The sequence below is a fragment of the Campylobacter sp. CFSAN093238 genome, from assembly GCF_012898015.1.
Taxonomy (GTDB): domain Bacteria; phylum Campylobacterota; class Campylobacteria; order Campylobacterales; family Campylobacteraceae; genus Campylobacter_D; species Campylobacter_D jejuni.
The window spans coordinates 891,821-909,762 of record NZ_CP040611.1 but is presented as its reverse complement, the minus strand read 5'-3'; the positions used below and the strand labels follow the sequence as shown (position 1 = coordinate 909,762).

Here is a 17,942-nt window from a genome sequence, read left to right as displayed (position 1 = left end):
GGTTTTATAATCTCTACTTCTTTACTTTGGATGCAGCGGTAGTTCAGCTGGTTAGAATGCCGCCCTGTCACGGCGGAGGTCGCGGGTTCGAGCCCCGTCCGCTGCGCCATCTTGCTTGGTAACGATTTTATAAGTATAATTTACAAAATAATAAAAAATAGAGCTAAGGAAAAAAATGCTTATTATTGGACATAAATTATTAAAAAATTTAGATTTTTCTTTTATTGAAAGTGTTGAAGAAGTTAAAGATAATAAAGTTTATTGTATTGTTTATGATGAAAAATTGATTTCTTATTTAAGTCAAAATGATTTTGAATTTGCTATTTTAGTTCAAAATAAAGATGAGATATTTTTAGCCAATGCTTTAGGAGCTAAGTTTTTGCTTTGTAATGATAAAAAACTTGCAAAATTTGCTAGTAAGGTTGCAGAATTTTATGTTTTTGATAGTAGGGTTTTAATGATTGTTGATAAATTAGAGAATTTTAGAAAATTTTATAAATTAAAAATCGATGGAATTATTTTAAAAGATAATATAGATAATTTTCCTAAAAACTGATAAATTCTTTTGTAAAATAAGCGCTAATTGACGAGGTTTAAATAATGCAAAAAAAATCTTTTTTGAAAATTTACGGATTAATTCCTTTTTTACTTATAGCATTCATCAATGCTTTTGTGGATTTGGGACATAAAATTATTATTCAAAATACTATTTATAAGGCCTATGAAGGAAGTGAGCAGTTATTTTTAAATGCTATAGTTAATGCTTTGATTTTACTTCCTTTTATTCTTATGCTTTCTCCTTCGGGTTTTTTAGCGGATAAATATCCAAAAAATATTGTAATGAAAATTTCAGCAATTTTCAATGTTATACTCACTTTAATAATTTGCATTTGTTACTATAGCGGTGCTTTTTGGATGGCTTTTGTTTTTACTTTTATAATGGGAGCACAAGCAGCGATTTATTCACCAAGTAAATACGGTTTTATTAAAGAACTCGTGGGAAAAGACTTTCTTGCTATGGGTAATGGTGTAATTAATGCGGTAAGCATTGTGGCAATCTTAGCGGGAATGGCTTTATTTTCTTTAAGCTTTGAAAGTCTTTATAGTTCTATGTATAATCAAACAGATGAAATTTTAAAAGAAGTAGCGCCTTTAGGAATTGTGCTAATTTTATTTTCTTGTATCGAAGTATTTTATGCGTGGCGTTTACCTAAGCTCAAACAAACAAATAAAGATTTAGTTTTTAATAAAAAAGACTATATTCGTGGAAAACTTCTAATAAATAATCTTAAGCTTGTTTTTAAAAATAAAACTATTTGGCTTTGCATAATTGGAATTTCATTTTTTTGGGCTATATCTCAACTTTATCTTGTCAGCTTTCCTGTCTTTGCTAAAAATGAACTTTTCATAGAAAATACTTTTTATGTGCAAATTTCACTCGCTTTTTCTGGTATAGGAGTGATTTTAGGCTCTTTAGTAGCTGGTAAATTTTCAAAAAATTATATAGAACTTGGATTTATTCCACTTGGTGCATTGGGTATGTTTTTAATGGCTTTTTTAATGCCTTATTTTATAAGTTTATTAAGTTATAGTTTTTTATTTTTCTTTTTTGGATTTTGCGGAGCCCTTTTTATCATTCCTTTAAATACTTTAATCCAATTTCATGCTAAAGAAAATGAATTAGGACAAATTCTTGCAGGAAATAATTTTTTTCAAAATATTGCCATGTTGGGATTTTTGCTCTTGGCAACTTTATTTGTAAAATTTGAAATCAATGTGATTTATTTGTTTTATTTTATTGCTTTGGTAACCTTTATAGGAAGTTTTTACATACTTTTAAAACTCCCCTTTTCTTTAGTGCGTATACTTTTAAGCATAGCTTTTTTACAACGATACCGTTTACTTGTGGAAGGTTTTGAAAATATACCAGAAAAAGGTGGAGCTTTACTTTTGGGTAATCATATTTCTTTTATTGATTGGGCTGTTGTACAAATGGCAATTCCAAGAAAAATTTATTTTGTTATGGAAAGAAGTATTTATTCTAAATGGTATATTAAAATTTTTCTTGATAAATTTGGTATTATTCCTGTATCAAGTACAGGAAGTAAGACGAGTTTAGAACTGATAGCAAAGCATATTAAAGAAGGTAATTTAGTTTGCTTATTTCCTGAAGGTACACTTTCGCGACATGGGCAATTAAATGAATTTAAAGCAGGATTTGAATTAGCTTGTGAATGTTTAAGTGAAGATGATGGAAAAATTATTCCTTTTTATATAAGAGGGCTTTGGGGTAGCGCTTTTTCAAGAAGTGATGAAGAATTTTCAGCAAGAAACCGCACTTTAAATAAAAGAAAAATTGCTATAGCTTTTGGTAAAGCTATGCCTTTGCATTCTAAAAAAGATGAAGTTAAAGCTAAAGTTTTTGAACTTTCTTTTATGGCTTGGAAATCACAATGCGAAGCTATGCATACTATAGCAAGAGCTTGGATAGATACAGCTAAAAAAAATCTAAATCAAATAGCTATTATCGATACACTAGCTGGAGATATTTCTTATAGAAAAATGTTGACTCTTAGTTTATTTCTTAATTTTTTTATTAAAAGAAAATCCAAAGAATTAAACATTAACCCTCAGCGTGGAAGTTACGCTCCTAAAGAGGAAGCTATAGGAATTTTACTACCTGCTTCTTTTGCAAGTTCTTTAACCAATCTATCTGTTTTAATCGCAGAAAAAATTGCAGTAAATCTTAATTTCACTGCTGGAGAAAAAGCTCTAAAAGCAGCTATAAAAAATGCGCAAATTTCACAAATTTATACTTCTAAAACTTTTTTAGAAAAATTAGCAAATAAAGGTATAAACCTAAATTTCGATACAAATATACATTTAATTTATTTTGAAGATATTGTAGAAGATTTTAAAATGCAAAAAACTAAAATTTTTAGCATGATGCTAGCAGTTAGTATTATACCTAGTTTTATACTCAAAAGCATCTTCACTCCTTCAAAAAACAATCTTGCCATCGCAGTTATTTTATTTAGTAGTGGAAGTGAAGGTTCTCCAAAAGGTGTTATGCTCAATAACCGTAATATTTTAAGCAATATAGCACAAATTTCTGATGTGCTTTGCACAAGAAATAATGATGTCATTCTCTCATCTTTACCACCTTTTCATGCTTTTGGACTTACCGTAACTACATTTTTGCCTTTGCTTGAAGGTATTAAAAGCATCACTTTTTCAGATCCAACCGATGCCTTAGGGGTTGCCAAAGCTGTTGCTAAAAATAATGTCACTATTATGTGTGGAACTTCAACCTTTTTAGGAATTTATGCAAGAAATAAAAAGCTTGATGCTTTAATGTTTGAAAGTTTAAGAATAGTTGTATCGGGCGCTGAAAAACTAAAAAATGAAGTAAGAACTACTTTTGAAATGAAGTTTAAAAAAAGCATTTTTGAAGGTTACGGGGCTACGGAAACCACGCCTGTGGCGAGTGTAAATTTGCCAAATCATTTTGATGTGGATTATTGGCTTATACATCGTGCCAATAAAGAAGGAAGCGTAGGAATGCCTCTACCTGGAACTGCGGTACGTATTGTTAATCCAAATAATTATGAAAATTTAAAAGCAAATGAAGATGGACTCATACTTATAGGCGGTCATCAAGTTATGGTAGGCTATCTTAATGACAAAGAAAAAACCGATGAAGTGGTTAAAGAAATTGATGGCATAAGATGGTACAACACGGGAGATAAGGGACATTTGGATGAAGATGGTTTTTTATATATTGTCGATCGTTATTCTCGCTTTGCAAAAATTGGCGGAGAGATGATTTCTTTGGGTGCAATAGAAGAAGAAATTGCCAAATTTATAGACACTGAAGTGGTTAAATTTTGTGCCACATCTTTAGAAGATGAGAAAAAAGGGGAACAAATTGTTTTACTCATAGAATGCAATAATGAAATTTTTGAAGGAGTATGTGAGGCTATAAAAAATTCTAATATACCTACACTTTTTAAACCTAGATATTATTTTCAAATAGAAAAAATTCCCCTCCTAGGTTCAGGAAAAGTTGATCTTAAAAAAGTTAAAGAATTAGCTAAAAATTTAGCCATATAATTTGAGCTTATAACAAAGTCCAAATTAAAATTGGCATAGAAACAAAAGCAAAAAGAACTCCAAAGGCTACAGCACTTACGGCTAAATTACTATCTAGTTTAGCTTTCATTACCATAGCTCCTGCTAAAGTCATAGTAGGAGCTGCACTTTCTATAATAGCAACGATGGTAGAATCTTTTAATTCCAAATTAAATATTTTTAAACAAAATACAAAAAATAAAGGAGCTAAAATCATTTTAGCAAAGATGACAACTATTGTAGGTTTGTAAGAGGTTTTAATCGCCATAAAGCCAAGTCCTAAACCTATAGCAAAAAGTGCAACAGGGGTTGCAGAGGCACCAAATAAACGAATAGGAGAGAAAATAAATTCAGGTAAAGTAATCAATTTACACAAAAAACCAAAAAGCAAAGCTAAAAAAGGTGGAAAACTAAGAATTTTTTTAACATTAGCAAGCAAACTGACTTTTTCTCCATTTCCCAAAGAAAGTATAAAAGGTCCAAAAAGTGATATAGGTAAAGTTGTGGCTAAAGCATCGTAAAATATAACTTCAGCGCTAAATTGTGGGTCATTAAATATACCAGCAACAATAGGCATACCCACAAATATAGTATTTCCAAAACAAGAAAGCAAAAACATACTGACTAAAGTTACTTTAGAAAAATGAAAAACTTTTCCAATAAGAATAGCAAAAAAAGCTGCTAGTATACAGCTAAACAATCCAATAAAAATAAAAATAATCAATGAAAAATCAAAATTTAAATGATATGCTTTATCGAAAATCAAACAAGGTAAAGCAAAAATAATAGCAAAATCTAAAAAAGTCCTAGCTTGTTTTTGCTTCAAAACGCCAATTCTTTTGGCAAAATATCCGCCTGCAAGTAAAATAAAAATTGTAAATAATGGTATAAAAACAAACATTGAGTAATCCTTTTTAAGGGATGGTTTTTGAAAACGGATAGAATTATATTCTTTATACTTAAAAAAAATCTTAATATTTTTTAAGTTTTTTAAAAAAACCAATATTTTTTATTTTTTGTAACTTTAAGAAATTGTAAGTTGAAATTTGATTTTGAATAGTTAGTATTTTAAGTTGAATGATTATAATTTTAAATAATGGTGCGGTTAGCGAGATTTGAACTCGCACACGCGGAGCGCACCACCCCCTCAAGATGGCGTGTCTACCAATTCCACCATAACCGCATAGAAAAAAGCCCAAAAAAGGGCTTTAATAAGTTTTATTGTAAAACTATAAAAGGATTTGCGTAAAGTGCTATTAGCGCGATAACAAGAGCATAGATAACTTGTGCTTCGATCATCGCTAAAGCGATAAACATAGTTGTCATTAATTTTGGCCCAAGACCAGGGTTTCTAGCTGTTCCTGCAATTGTTGCCGCTGCAGTATTACCCATACCGATAGCACCACCAAGTGCTGCAACACCAAGACCTAGGCCTGCTGCAAGAACTGAAAATGCTTTAATCCATACATTAATAGCTTCTTGCTCTACTGGAGCATTAATTTCAGCTGCAAAAGCTACTGCTGCACATGCTAATAATAAAAAAAGAACTTTTTTCATTATCTTAACCTTTCTATAAAAAAAATTTTTTTCAATTTTTAAATCAGTTCGGCTTGCGTATCCCTACTTAAGACTTAAAAATAAATCCGAATTATAACCAAAGGTATCTTTATTTTTATTGAAATTTACAAAAATTCACATTTTTGATTTAAATTTGATTGTTTTCAATAAAGCTTAAAAGTTTTTTTGCTTTAATAATATTTTAAAATAATTTTTAAGTTAAGGTTGTAACATTGAGTTCTAAATTTTCAAAAATAGGTTTCATTTTAGCGGTAGCAGGTTCAGCAGTGGGTTTGGGTAATGCTTGGAAATTTCCAACACTAGTAGGTCAAAGTGGTGGATCTGCTTTTATCTTGCTTTATATAATTCTTACTTTGGGTGTAGGTTTTGTGATATTTTTAGCTGAGCTTAGCATAGGAAAAATTAGTGAAAAAGATCCGGTTAATGCCTATGAAAAGTTAGCACCTTCAAATAAAAAAGCTTGGTCTTATGTTGGTTTTACTATGGTGGGGGCGATTTTAATAGTTTCTTTTTATACCTTGGTGATTGGCTGGATAGTTAAATATGTGTTTTTAAGTATCACTGGAAATTTGCCTATGGATCTAGAAGTAAGTAAAGCACAGTTTGGATTTTTTATAAGTGAGGATTTTTTAAGTCAGTTTATTTGTTTTACTTTGGTTTTTTTATGTGTTTTTTATATTGTTTCTAAAGGTGTTAAGAATGGGATTGAAAAGTTAAATGTTTGGATGATGCCTTCATTGTTTATTTTACTTATTTTGATGCTTGTTTATGCTATTAGCAAAGATGGTTTTATAATGGCGGTTAAATTTCTTTTTGTACCTGATTTTTCCAAAATCAACACTTCAAACGTTCTTGAAGCCTTAGGACTTGCTTTTTTTAGTCTTTCTTTGGGCGTTGGAACGATTATTACTTATTCTGCTAGTCTGCCTGATAAAACTAATTTTATTACCAGTACTTTAAATATTATTTTTATCAATCTTTTAGTTGGTTTATTAATGGGTTTGGTTGTTTTTACTTTTATCTTTGAATTTGGTTACAATCCTAATCAGCAAGGACCAGGACTTGTTTTTATTTCCTTAGCTACTTTATTTGAAAAAATTGGAGTGATTGGTTGTATTTTTGGAGCAGCGTTTTTTATTTCTTTAATCTTTGCTGGTATTACTTCAGCTGTTTCAATGATAGAGCCTTTCACTTTTTACCTTATTAATACTTTTGGTATGAGCCGTAAAAAAGCTTTGATTTTAATAGGAATTGTTGTTTATATTTTAGGAATGTTGTGTATTTTATCTTCTTTAAAAAGTACTCAGTTTGGATTTTTTGGAATGAGTTTTTTTGATTTGCTTGATAGTGTTTCAAGCAAGGTTATTATGCCTTTAGGTGGAATTTTGGCAGCTATTTTTGTGGGATTTGTGATGAAAAAAGAAGCTTTAAAAATTTTATTTAAACCTTATATGAGGGGTATATTTTTTGAACTTTGGTATGTGTTTTTGAGATTTATTTCCCCTTTGGCTGTTGTTATAGTTATGATAGCCGCTTTTTTAAAGTGAGTTTGAAAAATAATGAGAACATATTTTTCAAAAATCGGTTTTGTATTGGCTGTTGCTGGTGGAGCCGTTGGTTTAGGTAATGCTTGGAAATTTCCAACTTTAAGCGCAGAAAATGGTGGTTTTGTTTTTGTGCTTTTATATTTGTTTTTTACTTTAACTATAGGATTTAGTATTTTTTTGGCTGAAGTGGCTATGGGACGTTTAAGTAAAAGTGATCTTGCAAATGCTTATTCAAATCTTGCCATAAAATATGGTAATAGATGGCGATATGGCGGCGTTTTTATGTTAGGTGGTATTTTTATCCTCTCTTTTTATCTAGTTATCATGGGATGGGTTTTAAAATATACTGTAGTGAGTCTTTATTATCTTCCTAAAACTTTAGATGAAGCAGCAAGTAATTTTCAGAATTTAATTACTACAAATTTGACAAGTTCTGTTTTTTTCTTCACTTTATCTTTTTTTCTTACTTTATTGATAGTATCTAAAGGTTTAATCAAAGGGATTGAAAAATTAAACGTTGTTATAATGCCTAGCTTATTTTTAATGCTTGTTTTTATGTTGTTTTATTGCATGGGATTTAAGCAAGGTTTTGCAAATGCTTTTTCTTATTTATTTTATCCCGATTTTTCACATTTTAAATTCAGCTCTATTGCCGAAGCTTTAGGGCTTGCATTTTTTACCTTATGCTTGGGAATAGGTTGTATAGTTACATATTCATCGGCCTTGGATAAAAAAACAAATTTTATAAAAAGTTCAGTGTATATTGTTTTGATTAATTTATTGATTTCTTTTATTATGGGACTTATTGTTTTTACTTTTATCTTTGAATTTGGAGCCGATCCGCATACTCAAGGAGCAGGAATTGTTTTTGTATCCTTGATGAGTTTGTTTAATCAACTTGGAGCTTTAGGCTATATTTTTGCATTTTGTTTTTTCTTAGCACTTTTTTTTGCTGGTATTACTTCAGCTATTTCAATGATAGAGCCTTTAACTTTTTATATGATTAATAACTATCAAATTTCTCGTGTTAAAGCTCTATTTTTAATAGGTTTATTTGTTTTTGTTTTTGGAATTTGTTGTATCTTGTCATTAAATTTAAATTTTTTTTCTATGTTTAGTTTTTTTGGCAAAGATTTTTTTACTTTATTAGATAAATTAACTTCAAATTTTTTACTTCCACTTGGTGTTATAGTATGCTCTATATTTGTAGGTTTTTTTATGAATAAAAAACAAATTTATAAAATTTTTTCTAAATTTATAAGTCGAAAAATTTTCTTAATTTGGTTGTTTTTTATTCGTTTTATATCGCCTATAGCAATAATTTTGGTAATGTGTTATCAAATTTTTGTATAATAATGAAAAAATATTTTTTTAAGGAAAAATAATGGCTAAAAAATTCATCGATGTAATGGATACAAGCTTTAGGGACGGTTTTCAGTCTGTTTATGGAGCTAGGGTTTTAATGGATGATTTTTTTCCTGCAGTAGAAGCAGCAAAAGAAGCGGGTATTACTCATTTTGAATTTGGTGGTGGTGCTAGATTTCAAAGCTTGTATTTTTATCTTAATGAAGATGCTTTTACCATGATGGATAGATTTAGGGCTATTGTAGGAAAAGATGCTAATCTTCAAACTTTAGCAAGAGGAGTCAATACCGTTACTTTAGATACTGGAAATAGTGAACTTATTGATTTGCATGCAAAACTTTTTGCAAAACACGGTACTACAACGATAAGAAATTTTGATGCCCTTAATGATGTAAATAATTTAAAATTTAGTGGTGAATGTATAGTAAAACATGGGTTAAAGCATGAAATTACTATTACTTTAATGGATTTACCGTCAAATTGCAAAGGTGCTCATGATGTGCCTTTTTATGAAAAAATTTTAAAAGAAATTTTAACAGCAGAAATTCCTTTTCATAGTATTTGTTTCAAAGATGCAAGTGGAACTTCTAATCCAAATAAAATTTATAAAACCATTAAAATGGCTAGAAAAATTTTACCTCAAGATACACATATTAGACTTCATACGCATGAAACCGCAGGGGTGAGTATAGCTTGCTATCTTGCAGCGCTTGAAGCAGGGGTTGATGGTATTGATTTGGCTGCAGCTCCTGTAAGTGGTGGAACTTCTCAGCCTGATATTTTAACCATGATGCATGCTTTAAAAGGCAAAGATTATGATTTAGGTGGACTTGAAGAAGAAAAAATTTTAAGATACGAAGAAGTTTTAAAAGATTGTTTAAAAGAGTATTTTTTACCACCTGAAGCTACTATGGTAAATCCACTTATTCCTTTTTCTCCTATGCCAGGAGGAGCTTTAACAGCAAATACACAAATGATGAGGGATAATAATATTTTAGATAAATTTCCACAGGTCATTCATGCTATGAGAGAAGTTGTGGAAAAAGGTGGATTTGGTACTTCGGTTACTCCAGTTTCTCAATTTTATTTTCAACAAGCATTTAATAATGTTATGTTTGGGCCTTGGAAAAAAATCGCAGAAGGTTATGGAAAAATGGTACTTGGTTATTTTGGAAAAACTCCAGTTACACCCGATGCAAACATTGTTGAACTTGCTTCAAAACAACTTAATTTAGAACCCACTACAGAGCTTGCTATTAATATAGCCGATAAAGATGAGAGTAAAAGCATAGCTTATACTAAAACCTTGCTTGAAAAAGAGGATATAGAAACGAGTGAAGAAAATATATTTATTGCAGCAGCTTGTAAAGAAAAAGGTATAGCATTTTTAAAAGGAGAGGCAAAGGTAAATATACGCAAATTAGCTAGCATGCCAAAGCCTATGAGTGTAGATGAAAACAAATTTACTGTAGCTGTAAATGGTAATAAATATCATGTGGAAGTGAGTTATGGTTTTGATAAAGATGTTAATGTTAAGAGTGTAAAAAAAGTAGAAGAAAATAAAAATATTATTTCTTCAAATTCAACAAGTTCTGTCGATGCTGAAAATGAAATTTTAGCAGGTATTTCAGGTAATGTCTTTAAAATTTATGTTAACGAAGGCGAGGAAGTAAAATCAGGTCAAGCTATCATGGTTTTAGAAGCAATGAAGATGGAGATTGAGGTTAATGCCCCAAAAGATGGAATTATTTTAGAGCTTTGTATTAAAATAGGTGATACTGTTAATGAAGGCGAAGTATTAGCTATTTACAAGAATTAAAGTGAGGGAAAAATGAAAAAATTTGATAAGTTAGGTTTGGATAATATAAAGGAAATTTTTCATAATTTAAGTTATGATGAATTAAATGCTCATGAAAAAGCAAATAATGAAGGTTTAAGCACGGATAATGATACTTTTTGTGTAGATACAGGGATTTTTACAGGTAGAAGTCCTAAAGATAAATATTTTGTAAAACAAGATCCATCTAGTAAATATATAGCTTGGGGAAAGGTAAATCAGCCTATTACAAAAGAATTATTTGATAAACTTTTAACTAAAGCAAAGCAAGAATTAAGCGGAAAGAAAATTTATGTTCAAGATGTTTTTTGCGGTGCTTCTTTGCAAAGTCGCAAAGCAGTAAGATTTGTTACTGAAATTGCATGGCAAGCGCATTTTGTTAAAAATATGTTTATTCGCCCAAGTCAAGAGGAACTTGAGAATTTTAAAGCAGATTTTATTGTTTATAATGCTTGCAAATGCATCAATGAAGATTACAAACAAGATGGTTTAAATTCAGAGGTTTTTGTGATCTTTAATGTTGAAGAAAATATAGCGGTTATTGGTGGAACTTGGTATGGTGGAGAAATGAAAAAAGGTATTTTTTCTATGATGAATTATTGGTTGCCACTAGAAAATAAACTTTCTATGCATTGTAGTGCAAATGTCGGAGAAAAAGACGATGTGGCACTTTTCTTTGGACTTAGCGGTACAGGAAAAACTACGCTTTCAACCGATCCAAAAAGAAGACTCATAGGTGATGATGAGCATGGCTGGGATGATGAAGGTGTGTTTAATTTTGAGGGCGGTTGCTATGCAAAAACAATCAATCTTGATCCTGAATATGAGCCTGAAATTTATGGAGCCATTAAAAGAAATGCACTTTTAGAAAATGTAGTTTTAAGAGCTGATAAGAGTGTTGATTATGCTGATGCCTCAAAAACAGAAAACACGAGAGTTTCTTATCCTATAGAGCATATTGAAAATCATGAGCCTAGTCTAAAAGCAGGGCATCCAAAAAATATTATATTTTTAAGTGCAGATGCTTTTGGAATTTTACCCCCGGTGAGCAAACTAAGCAAAGAGCAGGCTATGTATTATTTTTTAAGTGGCTATACAGCAAAAGTAGCTGGAACTGAGCGCGGTATAACAGAGCCTCAAGCAACTTTTTCAGCTTGTTTTGGAGAACCTTTTATGCCTTTACATCCAACGGTTTATGCGAGATTGCTTGGTGAAAAGATTGAAAAACATGAAGTTAATGTTTATCTTGTTAATACGGGTTGGAGTGGCGGAAGCTACGGTGTGGGTAAAAGAATGAGCATTAAGGCTACTAGGGCTTGCATTAATGCTATTCTAGATGGAAGTATTACAAAATGCGAATTTGAAAATTTTGAAGTGTTTGATTTAGCTATTCCAAAAGCTTTAGAAGGTGTAGAAAGTGTACTTTTAAATCCTATAAATACTTGGTTAGATAAAAATGCTTATATTGCAACAAGAGATAAATTAGCACATATGTTTATACAAAATTTTAAACGTTATGAAGATGTCAAAGAAGGCATTGAATTTAGCAAATTTGGACCAAAAATTTAAGGCATTTAAATGAAAAATGAAATGTGGTCAGGACGTTTTAGTGATGCAAGTGATGAGCTTTTAAAAGAATTTAATGCAAGTTTAAATGTAGATAAAACTTTGTTCAATGAAGATATACAAGGTTCTATAGCACACGCTACAATGCTTGAAAGTTGTGGTATTTTAAAAAAAGAAGAATTAGATGCTATTATAAAAGGTTTAGAGCAGGTTAGAAGTGAAATAGAGCAAGGTAAATTTATTTTTGATATTAAAGATGAAGATATTCATATGGCCGTAGAAAAGCGTTTAAGCGAGATTATAGGTAGTGAAATTGGTGGAAGACTTCATACTGCAAGAAGTAGAAATGATCAAGTGGCTACTGATTTTAAACTTTTTGTCAAAAAATCTCATATTGAACTTATAAAGCTTTTAAAAGAATTGATTCAAACCATGCTCGAACATGCTAAAGTGCATAAAAAAACTATTATGCCAAGTTTTACACATTTACAGCACGCTCAGCCTGTGAGTTTTTCTTTTTATATTTTAGCTTATGCTTTTATGTTAATGCGAGATATTAAGCGTTTGCAAAATAGCCTAGAACTCGCAGACTTTTCGCCACTTGGATCTTGTGCATGTGCAGGAACAAGCTATAGAACCAATCGTGAGTTGAGTGCTGAAATTTTAGGATTTAAAGATATTATGCTAAATGCTATGGATGGAGTGAGTGATAGGGATTTTGCTCTTGATTTGCTTTATGATATAGCAGTTATTTTTACACACACATCAAGACTTTGCGAAGAAATGATCTTATTTTCAAGTTCGGAGTTTTCTTTTATAACTATAAGTGATAGCTTTTCAACAGGAAGTTCTATTATGCCTCAGAAAAAAAATCCTGATGTTTGTGAGCTTATACGTGGAAAAACAGGGCGTGTTTATGGAAATTTGATTTCTCTTTTAACTATAATGAAAGCTTTACCTTTAGCCTATAATAAAGATATGCAAGAAGATAAAGAAGGGATTTTTGATAGTGTAAAAACCGCTAAAGATAGCTTAATCATCTTAAATGCAATGCTAAAAGAAATACAAATTAATAAAGAAAATATGCTTAATGCTTGTAAAAAAGGTCATTTATTGGCTACCGATTTGGCAGATTATTTGGTGCGTGAAAAAAATATTCCTTTTAGAAAAGCACATTTTATAGTGGGAAATGTTGTTGCACAAGCTGAAGCACAAGGTATTGATATAAGTGAAATTAAAGATCTTTCAAAAATAGATCCTGTATTTGATGAAAAAGCTATGGAACTTTTAAATTTTGAATTTTCTTTAAATTCTAAGCAAAGTGAAGGCTCAAGTTCTATTGCAAGCGTAGAAAAGCAAATTCAAATTTTGGAAGGTTTTATTCAAAATTTATAAATATTGTTTAGGCTATTTTGCCTAAACATTGAATCTAAAGTGCATTACATCGCCGTCTAAAACGATATAGTCTTTTCCTTCAAGGCGTAGCTTTCCTGCTTCTTTGGCGCCATTTTCGCCTTTGTATTGGATATAGTCTTCATAGGAAATAACTTCAGCTTTTATAAAGCCTTTTTCAAAGTCATTATGAATCACGCTTGCTGCTTTTGGTGCTTTCCAGCCTTTTTTGATTGTCCAAGAACGCACTTCAACTACACCAGCGGTAAAATAACTGATCAGTCCAAGCTTAGCAAAAGCAGTGCGTATGATTTGATCAAGACCGCTTTCGTTAACTCCTAGAGAGCTTAAAAATTCATGACTTTCTTCATCGCTTAATCCTACTAATTCTTCTTCGATTTTTGCACAAAGCTTGATAACTTCATGATCATTTTTTTTAGCATATTCTTTTAAAGCTTTTACATAATCATTATCTTCACTAATACCATTTTCATCAACATTTGCACCATAAATCACCTCTTTAGCAGAAAGCAGTCTTAATTCCTTGATTAGGGCTTGATAAATTTCGCTTTCCTTTTCAGGATAAGAACTTGCAGCTAAGCCTTTGTTTAAATGATCAAGTAAGGAATTTGCAAGTTCGAGACTTTCTTTGGCACCCTTTTGATTGGCTTTGGCTTCTTTGGTGAGTTTTTCTATTTTTTTACTCAGTTGCTCAATATCTGCTAAAATAAGCTCTGTATTGATAATTTCTACATCACGTAAAGGATCAACTCCACCTTCAACATGGGTAATATTTTCTTCATCAAAACAACGTACTATATGCAAAATAACCTCAGTTTCACGTATATTTGAAAGAAATTTATTTCCCAAGCCTTCGCCTTTACTTGCGCCTTTAACAAGTCCAGCGATATCTACAAATTCTATTAAAGAATGCATAATTCTTTCAGGTTTTACTATTTTAGCAAGTTCATTAAGTCTTAAATCAGGAACTTCAACCATGGCTTTATTAGGCTCTATGGTGCAGAAAGGATAGTTTGCACTTTGGGCATTTTGTGCTTTAGTTAAAGCATTAAAAGTTGTTGATTTGCCAACATTTGGAAGTCCTACTATACCTACGCTTAAACTCATTTAGCTTTCCTTAAAATTTGAATTAAATAATTAACACACATTCTAACTCCAGCTCCACTTGCGCCAAAACTAGAATATCCCCAAGATTTTTCTGTATAAGCAGGTCCTGCTATGTCAAGATGTAGCCATTTATCTTTATATTCTTTACGAATAAATTTATCTAAAAATAACCCTGCGGTAATTGCACCTCCGTAGCGACTAGAGGCAGTATTACTAACATCGGCAATATTTGATTTTATAAGTTCTCTTAAGTGAGGGTTGAAATGTAAGATTGTGGTATATTCTCCGCTTTTTTTAGAGCTTAGATAAAAATCATTTTGCAATTCCTCATTATTTCCCATAATAGCACTTGTAAATTCTCCAAGTCCTACAACACAAGCTCCAGTAAGAGTTGCCATATCGATAAGTAAATCAGGTTTTAAATCCTGTGCAAAAGAAAGACAATCAGCTAAAACCAAGCGTCCTTCTGCATCTGTATTTCTTACCTCTATGCTTACACCTTCACGACTGATTAACACATCATCAGGCTTATAAGCATTGCCGCCTATCATATTTTCAGTTGCGCCCAAAATGCAATGCACTTCTAAATCTAAAGCAAGTTCAGCTACGGCTTTTATGATTCCCATTACTGCTGCTGCACCGCTTTTATCAGCTTTCATTGTAAGCATAAAATCAGCTGGTTTTAAGCTTAATCCACCGCTATCGTAAGTTAAGCCTTTTCCAACAAATACAACACGTTTTTTTGCATTTTTGGCTTTATAGCTTAGATGAATGAGGCGTGGTGGGTGTATCGAGGCGCGATTTACCGCTAAAAAGGCATTCATTTTTTCTTTGGCTAAGAATTTTTCATCATAAATTTTACAAATAATGTTTTTATTTTCTTTAGCTAAATTTTGCGCATCTTCTGCCATTTTTAAAGGGGTGTAAATTTCAGGAATTTCATTGACTATATTTTTAGTAAAATTTGTAGCATTAGCTAAAATTTCTCCACGCTCTAAACCTATCTTAGCTTCATCTTTATTAAATTTCTTACCATTTAATTCTTCGCTTGAAATAATAAATTTTTCCAAAGTACTTGTTTTTTTCTCGCTTTTATATTTGTCAAATTTATAAGCTCCAAAAAGTACGCCTTCAACTAAAGATGCAAAACTTCTAACTACACAATCTCCTATTATGCTAGGAAGTTTTACGCTTTTAATATTAAGTTTCTCAAGAGTTTTATATGCTGTGCAAAGACTTAATCTTATATCCTCATAAGCAAGACTTTTAAGCTCTAAATAAAGCTTTTTATTGTTTAAGTCTAATAATGCACCTTCGCCTTTGTAATTATTAAGTTTAAAAAAATCTTTTTCTTTGTTAAAAATTTTTAAATTTTTATCCTGTATAAAAACAAGTTCAAAGTCTGCTTTTATAGCATCTAGTTTTTTATCGTTTAATTCAAATTTCATGATTTTTTCCTTTTATCTTTAAGTATAGCTTTTTCCATTTGTTTAAAACCAAATAATAAAAGGGATAAAAAAGCTATAATAATAATGGCTGCATAATACCAATGTTCTTCAGCCCAAGTCACCATCTTCCAAATTTGTTCTCCAAAATACCAAGCTAAAAGTATAGTGATTGATGCCCAAACCCAAGCACTAAAAAGATTGATAATAGCAAATTTTTTTGCACTATAACGCGTGATTCCTATACTCATAGGTATAATGGTTCTAAAACCATACATATAGCGTTGTATAAAAATAATAGGCCAACCAAAACGTTGTAAAAGTAGGTGTGCTACTGCAAATTTACGCCTTTGAGTTTTTAATTTTTTTTGTATGTAGCGTTTATTATATCTTCCTATATAGAAATAAATTTGATCACCTACAAAACCACCAAGTCCTGCTATAAATATAACAAAACCTAAATTTACATGTCCTTGATGAGCAAAAATACCTGCTAAAATTAAAGCTAACTCTCCTTCTAAAATGCACCATAAAAAAATAATAATATAAGCTAGATCTTTGTATTGGTAAAGTAAATTTTTTAAAAATTCTTCCATTTGTACCTTTCTATAGTTTTAAATTTCTAAAACACTATAAACTGAAGTAAGTTTTTCAAGTTTATTTGCTCCATTTAAATCTTTAAGATTCATGAAAAAACAAGCTTCAACACATTTAGCTCCAGCTTTTTGAATGAGTTCATATGAAGCTATAGCTGTTCCGCCAGTTGCTATTAAATCATCTACAAGTAAAACTCTTGCATTTTGAATATTTTTAAATGCATCTTTATGAAGTTCTACTTTATCGCTGCCATATTCAAGATCGTATTCGCAGCTAAAGGTTTCAAAAGGGAGTTTTCCAGGTTTTCTAATAGGCACAAAAGGAAGATTAAGTTTTGCACAAATCATAGATGCAAAGATAAATCCTCTGCTTTCTGTTCCTGCTATGAAGTCTAGATTGTAATCTTTGTAGCGTTCTTTTAAATGTCTAAGTAGAAAATTTAAAGCTTCTTTGTTATTTAGTAGAGTGGTGATATCTCTAAAAATAATTCCTTTTTTTGGAAAATCAGGAATAATCCTAATGCTATCAAGCAGATATTTTTTTTCTTCTTGTGTTAGTTTTATCATAATAATGCCTCGATTTTTGCTTCTAATTCTTTAATTCTTTGTCTTAGTTTGTCATTTTCCAAGCGATATTGAGAATTTCTGGTTCTTAAAGATGTAAGGTCTGCTTTGATTTTATTAAGCTCTTCTGTGAGTATATCTATATTTCCAAGGCTTCTTTGAAGTTGAATTTGTAGTTTTCTAATGACAATCTCAGTATCATCAAGATTGTTTTTGATAAAATCTTTTGATGTTTTTTCTTTATTAAGTAGAGTTTTATAGTAAAACAACATTACAATAAGATAGATAGTTGCACAAATCAATATAGTTAAAACAAGCCAGTTTGTAAACATTATATTTTTACCTCAATTTTTTGAATTCTTTGCATATGTCTCCCTTCTTCAAAAGGAGTTTGAATGAATTTTTCTATAATATCTATAGCTAATTCAACCCCAATTAATCTTCCGCCTAATGCCAAAACATTGGCATCATTATGCCTTCTTGCAAGTTCTGCACTTAAGCTTTCGTGGCATAATGCACAACGAATGTTTTTATGACGATTTGCTGCAATAGAAATTCCAATTCCACTTCCACAAATAAGAATGCCAAAGCTCCGTTTGTTTATTTTTTCGGCAAGTAAATGCGCATAATCAGGATAATCGCAGCTTGCGCAAGTGTTTGTTCCTAAATCGTTAAAAATTATATTTTTTTCTTTTAAAAATACGCAAATTTTTTCTTTTAATTCAAAACCAGCATGATCACTAGCAATATAAATTTTTTCCCTAAGCATTGGTTTCCTAAATTACTATATAAA

Annotated in this window: 15 protein-coding genes and 2 tRNA genes; 8 read left to right on the top strand and 9 right to left on the bottom strand. The window is 30.8% G+C overall.

Features of this window, described 5'->3' with window-relative positions:
• The first annotated feature begins 32 nt into the window (after positions 1–32).
• The 3 genes from FBF21_RS04755 to FBF21_RS04745 all read left to right on the top strand — a co-directional run bounded on the left by FBF21_RS04755 (position 33) and on the right by FBF21_RS04745 (position 4,113).
• Positions 33–109 (top strand) — tRNA-Asp (locus FBF21_RS04755).
• 66 nt (positions 110–175) lie between these two features.
• Entirely contained in the window at positions 176–556 is a 381-nt protein-coding gene (locus FBF21_RS04750; RefSeq protein WP_002870239.1) for a hypothetical protein, read from the top strand.
• A 44-nt stretch (positions 557–600) separates the two neighbouring features.
• Complete coding sequence (locus tag FBF21_RS04745) at positions 601–4,113, top strand: acyl-[ACP]--phospholipid O-acyltransferase (RefSeq protein WP_168985444.1); 3,513 nt, start codon at positions 601–603, stop codon at positions 4,111–4,113.
• A gap of 7 nt (positions 4,114–4,120) precedes the next feature.
• Here FBF21_RS04745 and FBF21_RS04740 read toward each other — a convergent pair whose 3' ends face one another.
• From FBF21_RS04740 to FBF21_RS04730, 3 genes are all read right to left on the bottom strand, one after another.
• Complete coding sequence (locus FBF21_RS04740; RefSeq protein WP_002853271.1) at positions 4,121–5,032, bottom strand: AEC family transporter; 912 nt, start codon at positions 5,030–5,032, stop codon at positions 4,121–4,123.
• 196 nt (positions 5,033–5,228) lie between these two features.
• Positions 5,229–5,314 (bottom strand) — tRNA-Leu (locus tag FBF21_RS04735).
• Positions 5,315–5,349: 35 nt separating this feature from the next.
• Positions 5,350–5,688, bottom strand: coding sequence for a F0F1 ATP synthase subunit C (locus FBF21_RS04730; protein ID WP_002860554.1), 339 nt, complete (start codon positions 5,686–5,688; stop codon positions 5,350–5,352).
• A gap of 233 nt (positions 5,689–5,921) precedes the next feature.
• Here FBF21_RS04730 and FBF21_RS04725 point away from each other — a divergent pair, with 233 nt between their 5' ends.
• The 5 genes from FBF21_RS04725 to argH are packed head-to-tail and all read left to right on the top strand — an operon-like array spanning position 5,922 to position 13,419.
• A complete protein-coding gene (locus FBF21_RS04725) occupies positions 5,922–7,256 on the top strand; it encodes a sodium-dependent transporter (protein ID WP_002858451.1) in 1,335 nt (444 codons plus the stop codon).
• A gap of 12 nt (positions 7,257–7,268) precedes the next feature.
• The gene (locus FBF21_RS04720; RefSeq protein ID WP_042635838.1) at positions 7,269–8,609 is read left to right on the top strand and encodes a sodium-dependent transporter; all 1,341 of its coding nucleotides are present in this window, start codon (positions 7,269–7,271) and stop codon (positions 8,607–8,609) included.
• A 31-nt stretch (positions 8,610–8,640) separates the two neighbouring features.
• Entirely contained in the window at positions 8,641–10,440 is a 1,800-nt protein-coding gene (locus FBF21_RS04715; protein WP_002870277.1) for a biotin/lipoyl-containing protein, read from the top strand.
• A gap of 12 nt (positions 10,441–10,452) precedes the next feature.
• Positions 10,453–12,027, top strand: a complete 1,575-nt coding sequence (gene pckA, locus FBF21_RS04710) for a phosphoenolpyruvate carboxykinase (ATP) (RefSeq protein ID WP_002859572.1) — start codon at positions 10,453–10,455, stop codon at positions 12,025–12,027.
• Positions 12,028–12,036: 9 nt separating this feature from the next.
• Complete coding sequence (gene argH / locus FBF21_RS04705) at positions 12,037–13,419, top strand: argininosuccinate lyase (protein ID WP_002870278.1); 1,383 nt, start codon at positions 12,037–12,039, stop codon at positions 13,417–13,419.
• 21 nt (positions 13,420–13,440) lie between these two features.
• On the opposite strand, the gene ychF is transcribed toward argH, so the two are convergent.
• Genes ychF through rpiB form a run of 6 tightly spaced genes read right to left on the bottom strand, consistent with a single transcriptional unit; the run spans position 13,441 to position 17,918 of the window.
• A complete protein-coding gene (gene ychF, locus FBF21_RS04700; RefSeq protein ID WP_002853275.1) occupies positions 13,441–14,544 on the bottom strand; it encodes a redox-regulated ATPase YchF in 1,104 nt (367 codons plus the stop codon).
• Positions 14,541–15,992, bottom strand: a complete 1,452-nt coding sequence (locus FBF21_RS04695; RefSeq protein ID WP_002876027.1) for a leucyl aminopeptidase — start codon at positions 15,990–15,992, stop codon at positions 14,541–14,543. Before FBF21_RS04695 ends, ychF begins: the two co-directional genes overlap by 4 nt.
• Complete coding sequence (locus FBF21_RS04690) at positions 15,989–16,585, bottom strand: DedA family protein (protein WP_002854047.1); 597 nt, start codon at positions 16,583–16,585, stop codon at positions 15,989–15,991. The genes FBF21_RS04695 and FBF21_RS04690 overlap by 4 nt, the downstream gene beginning before the upstream one ends.
• A gap of 18 nt (positions 16,586–16,603) precedes the next feature.
• Positions 16,604–17,152: an adenine phosphoribosyltransferase gene (apt, locus tag FBF21_RS04685; protein ID WP_168985443.1), complete on the bottom strand. Its 549-nt coding sequence runs from the start codon at positions 17,150–17,152 to the stop codon at positions 16,604–16,606.
• Positions 17,149–17,481 carry a membrane protein gene (locus FBF21_RS04680; RefSeq protein WP_002853247.1) on the bottom strand — a complete coding sequence of 111 codons (333 nt, stop codon included), beginning with the start codon at positions 17,479–17,481 and terminating at the stop codon, positions 17,149–17,151. Before FBF21_RS04680 ends, apt begins: the two co-directional genes overlap by 4 nt.
• A complete protein-coding gene (gene rpiB / locus FBF21_RS04675) occupies positions 17,481–17,918 on the bottom strand; it encodes a ribose 5-phosphate isomerase B (protein ID WP_002853308.1) in 438 nt (145 codons plus the stop codon). Before rpiB ends, FBF21_RS04680 begins: the two co-directional genes overlap by 1 nt.
• Between the last annotated feature and the right edge of the window lie 24 nt (positions 17,919–17,942).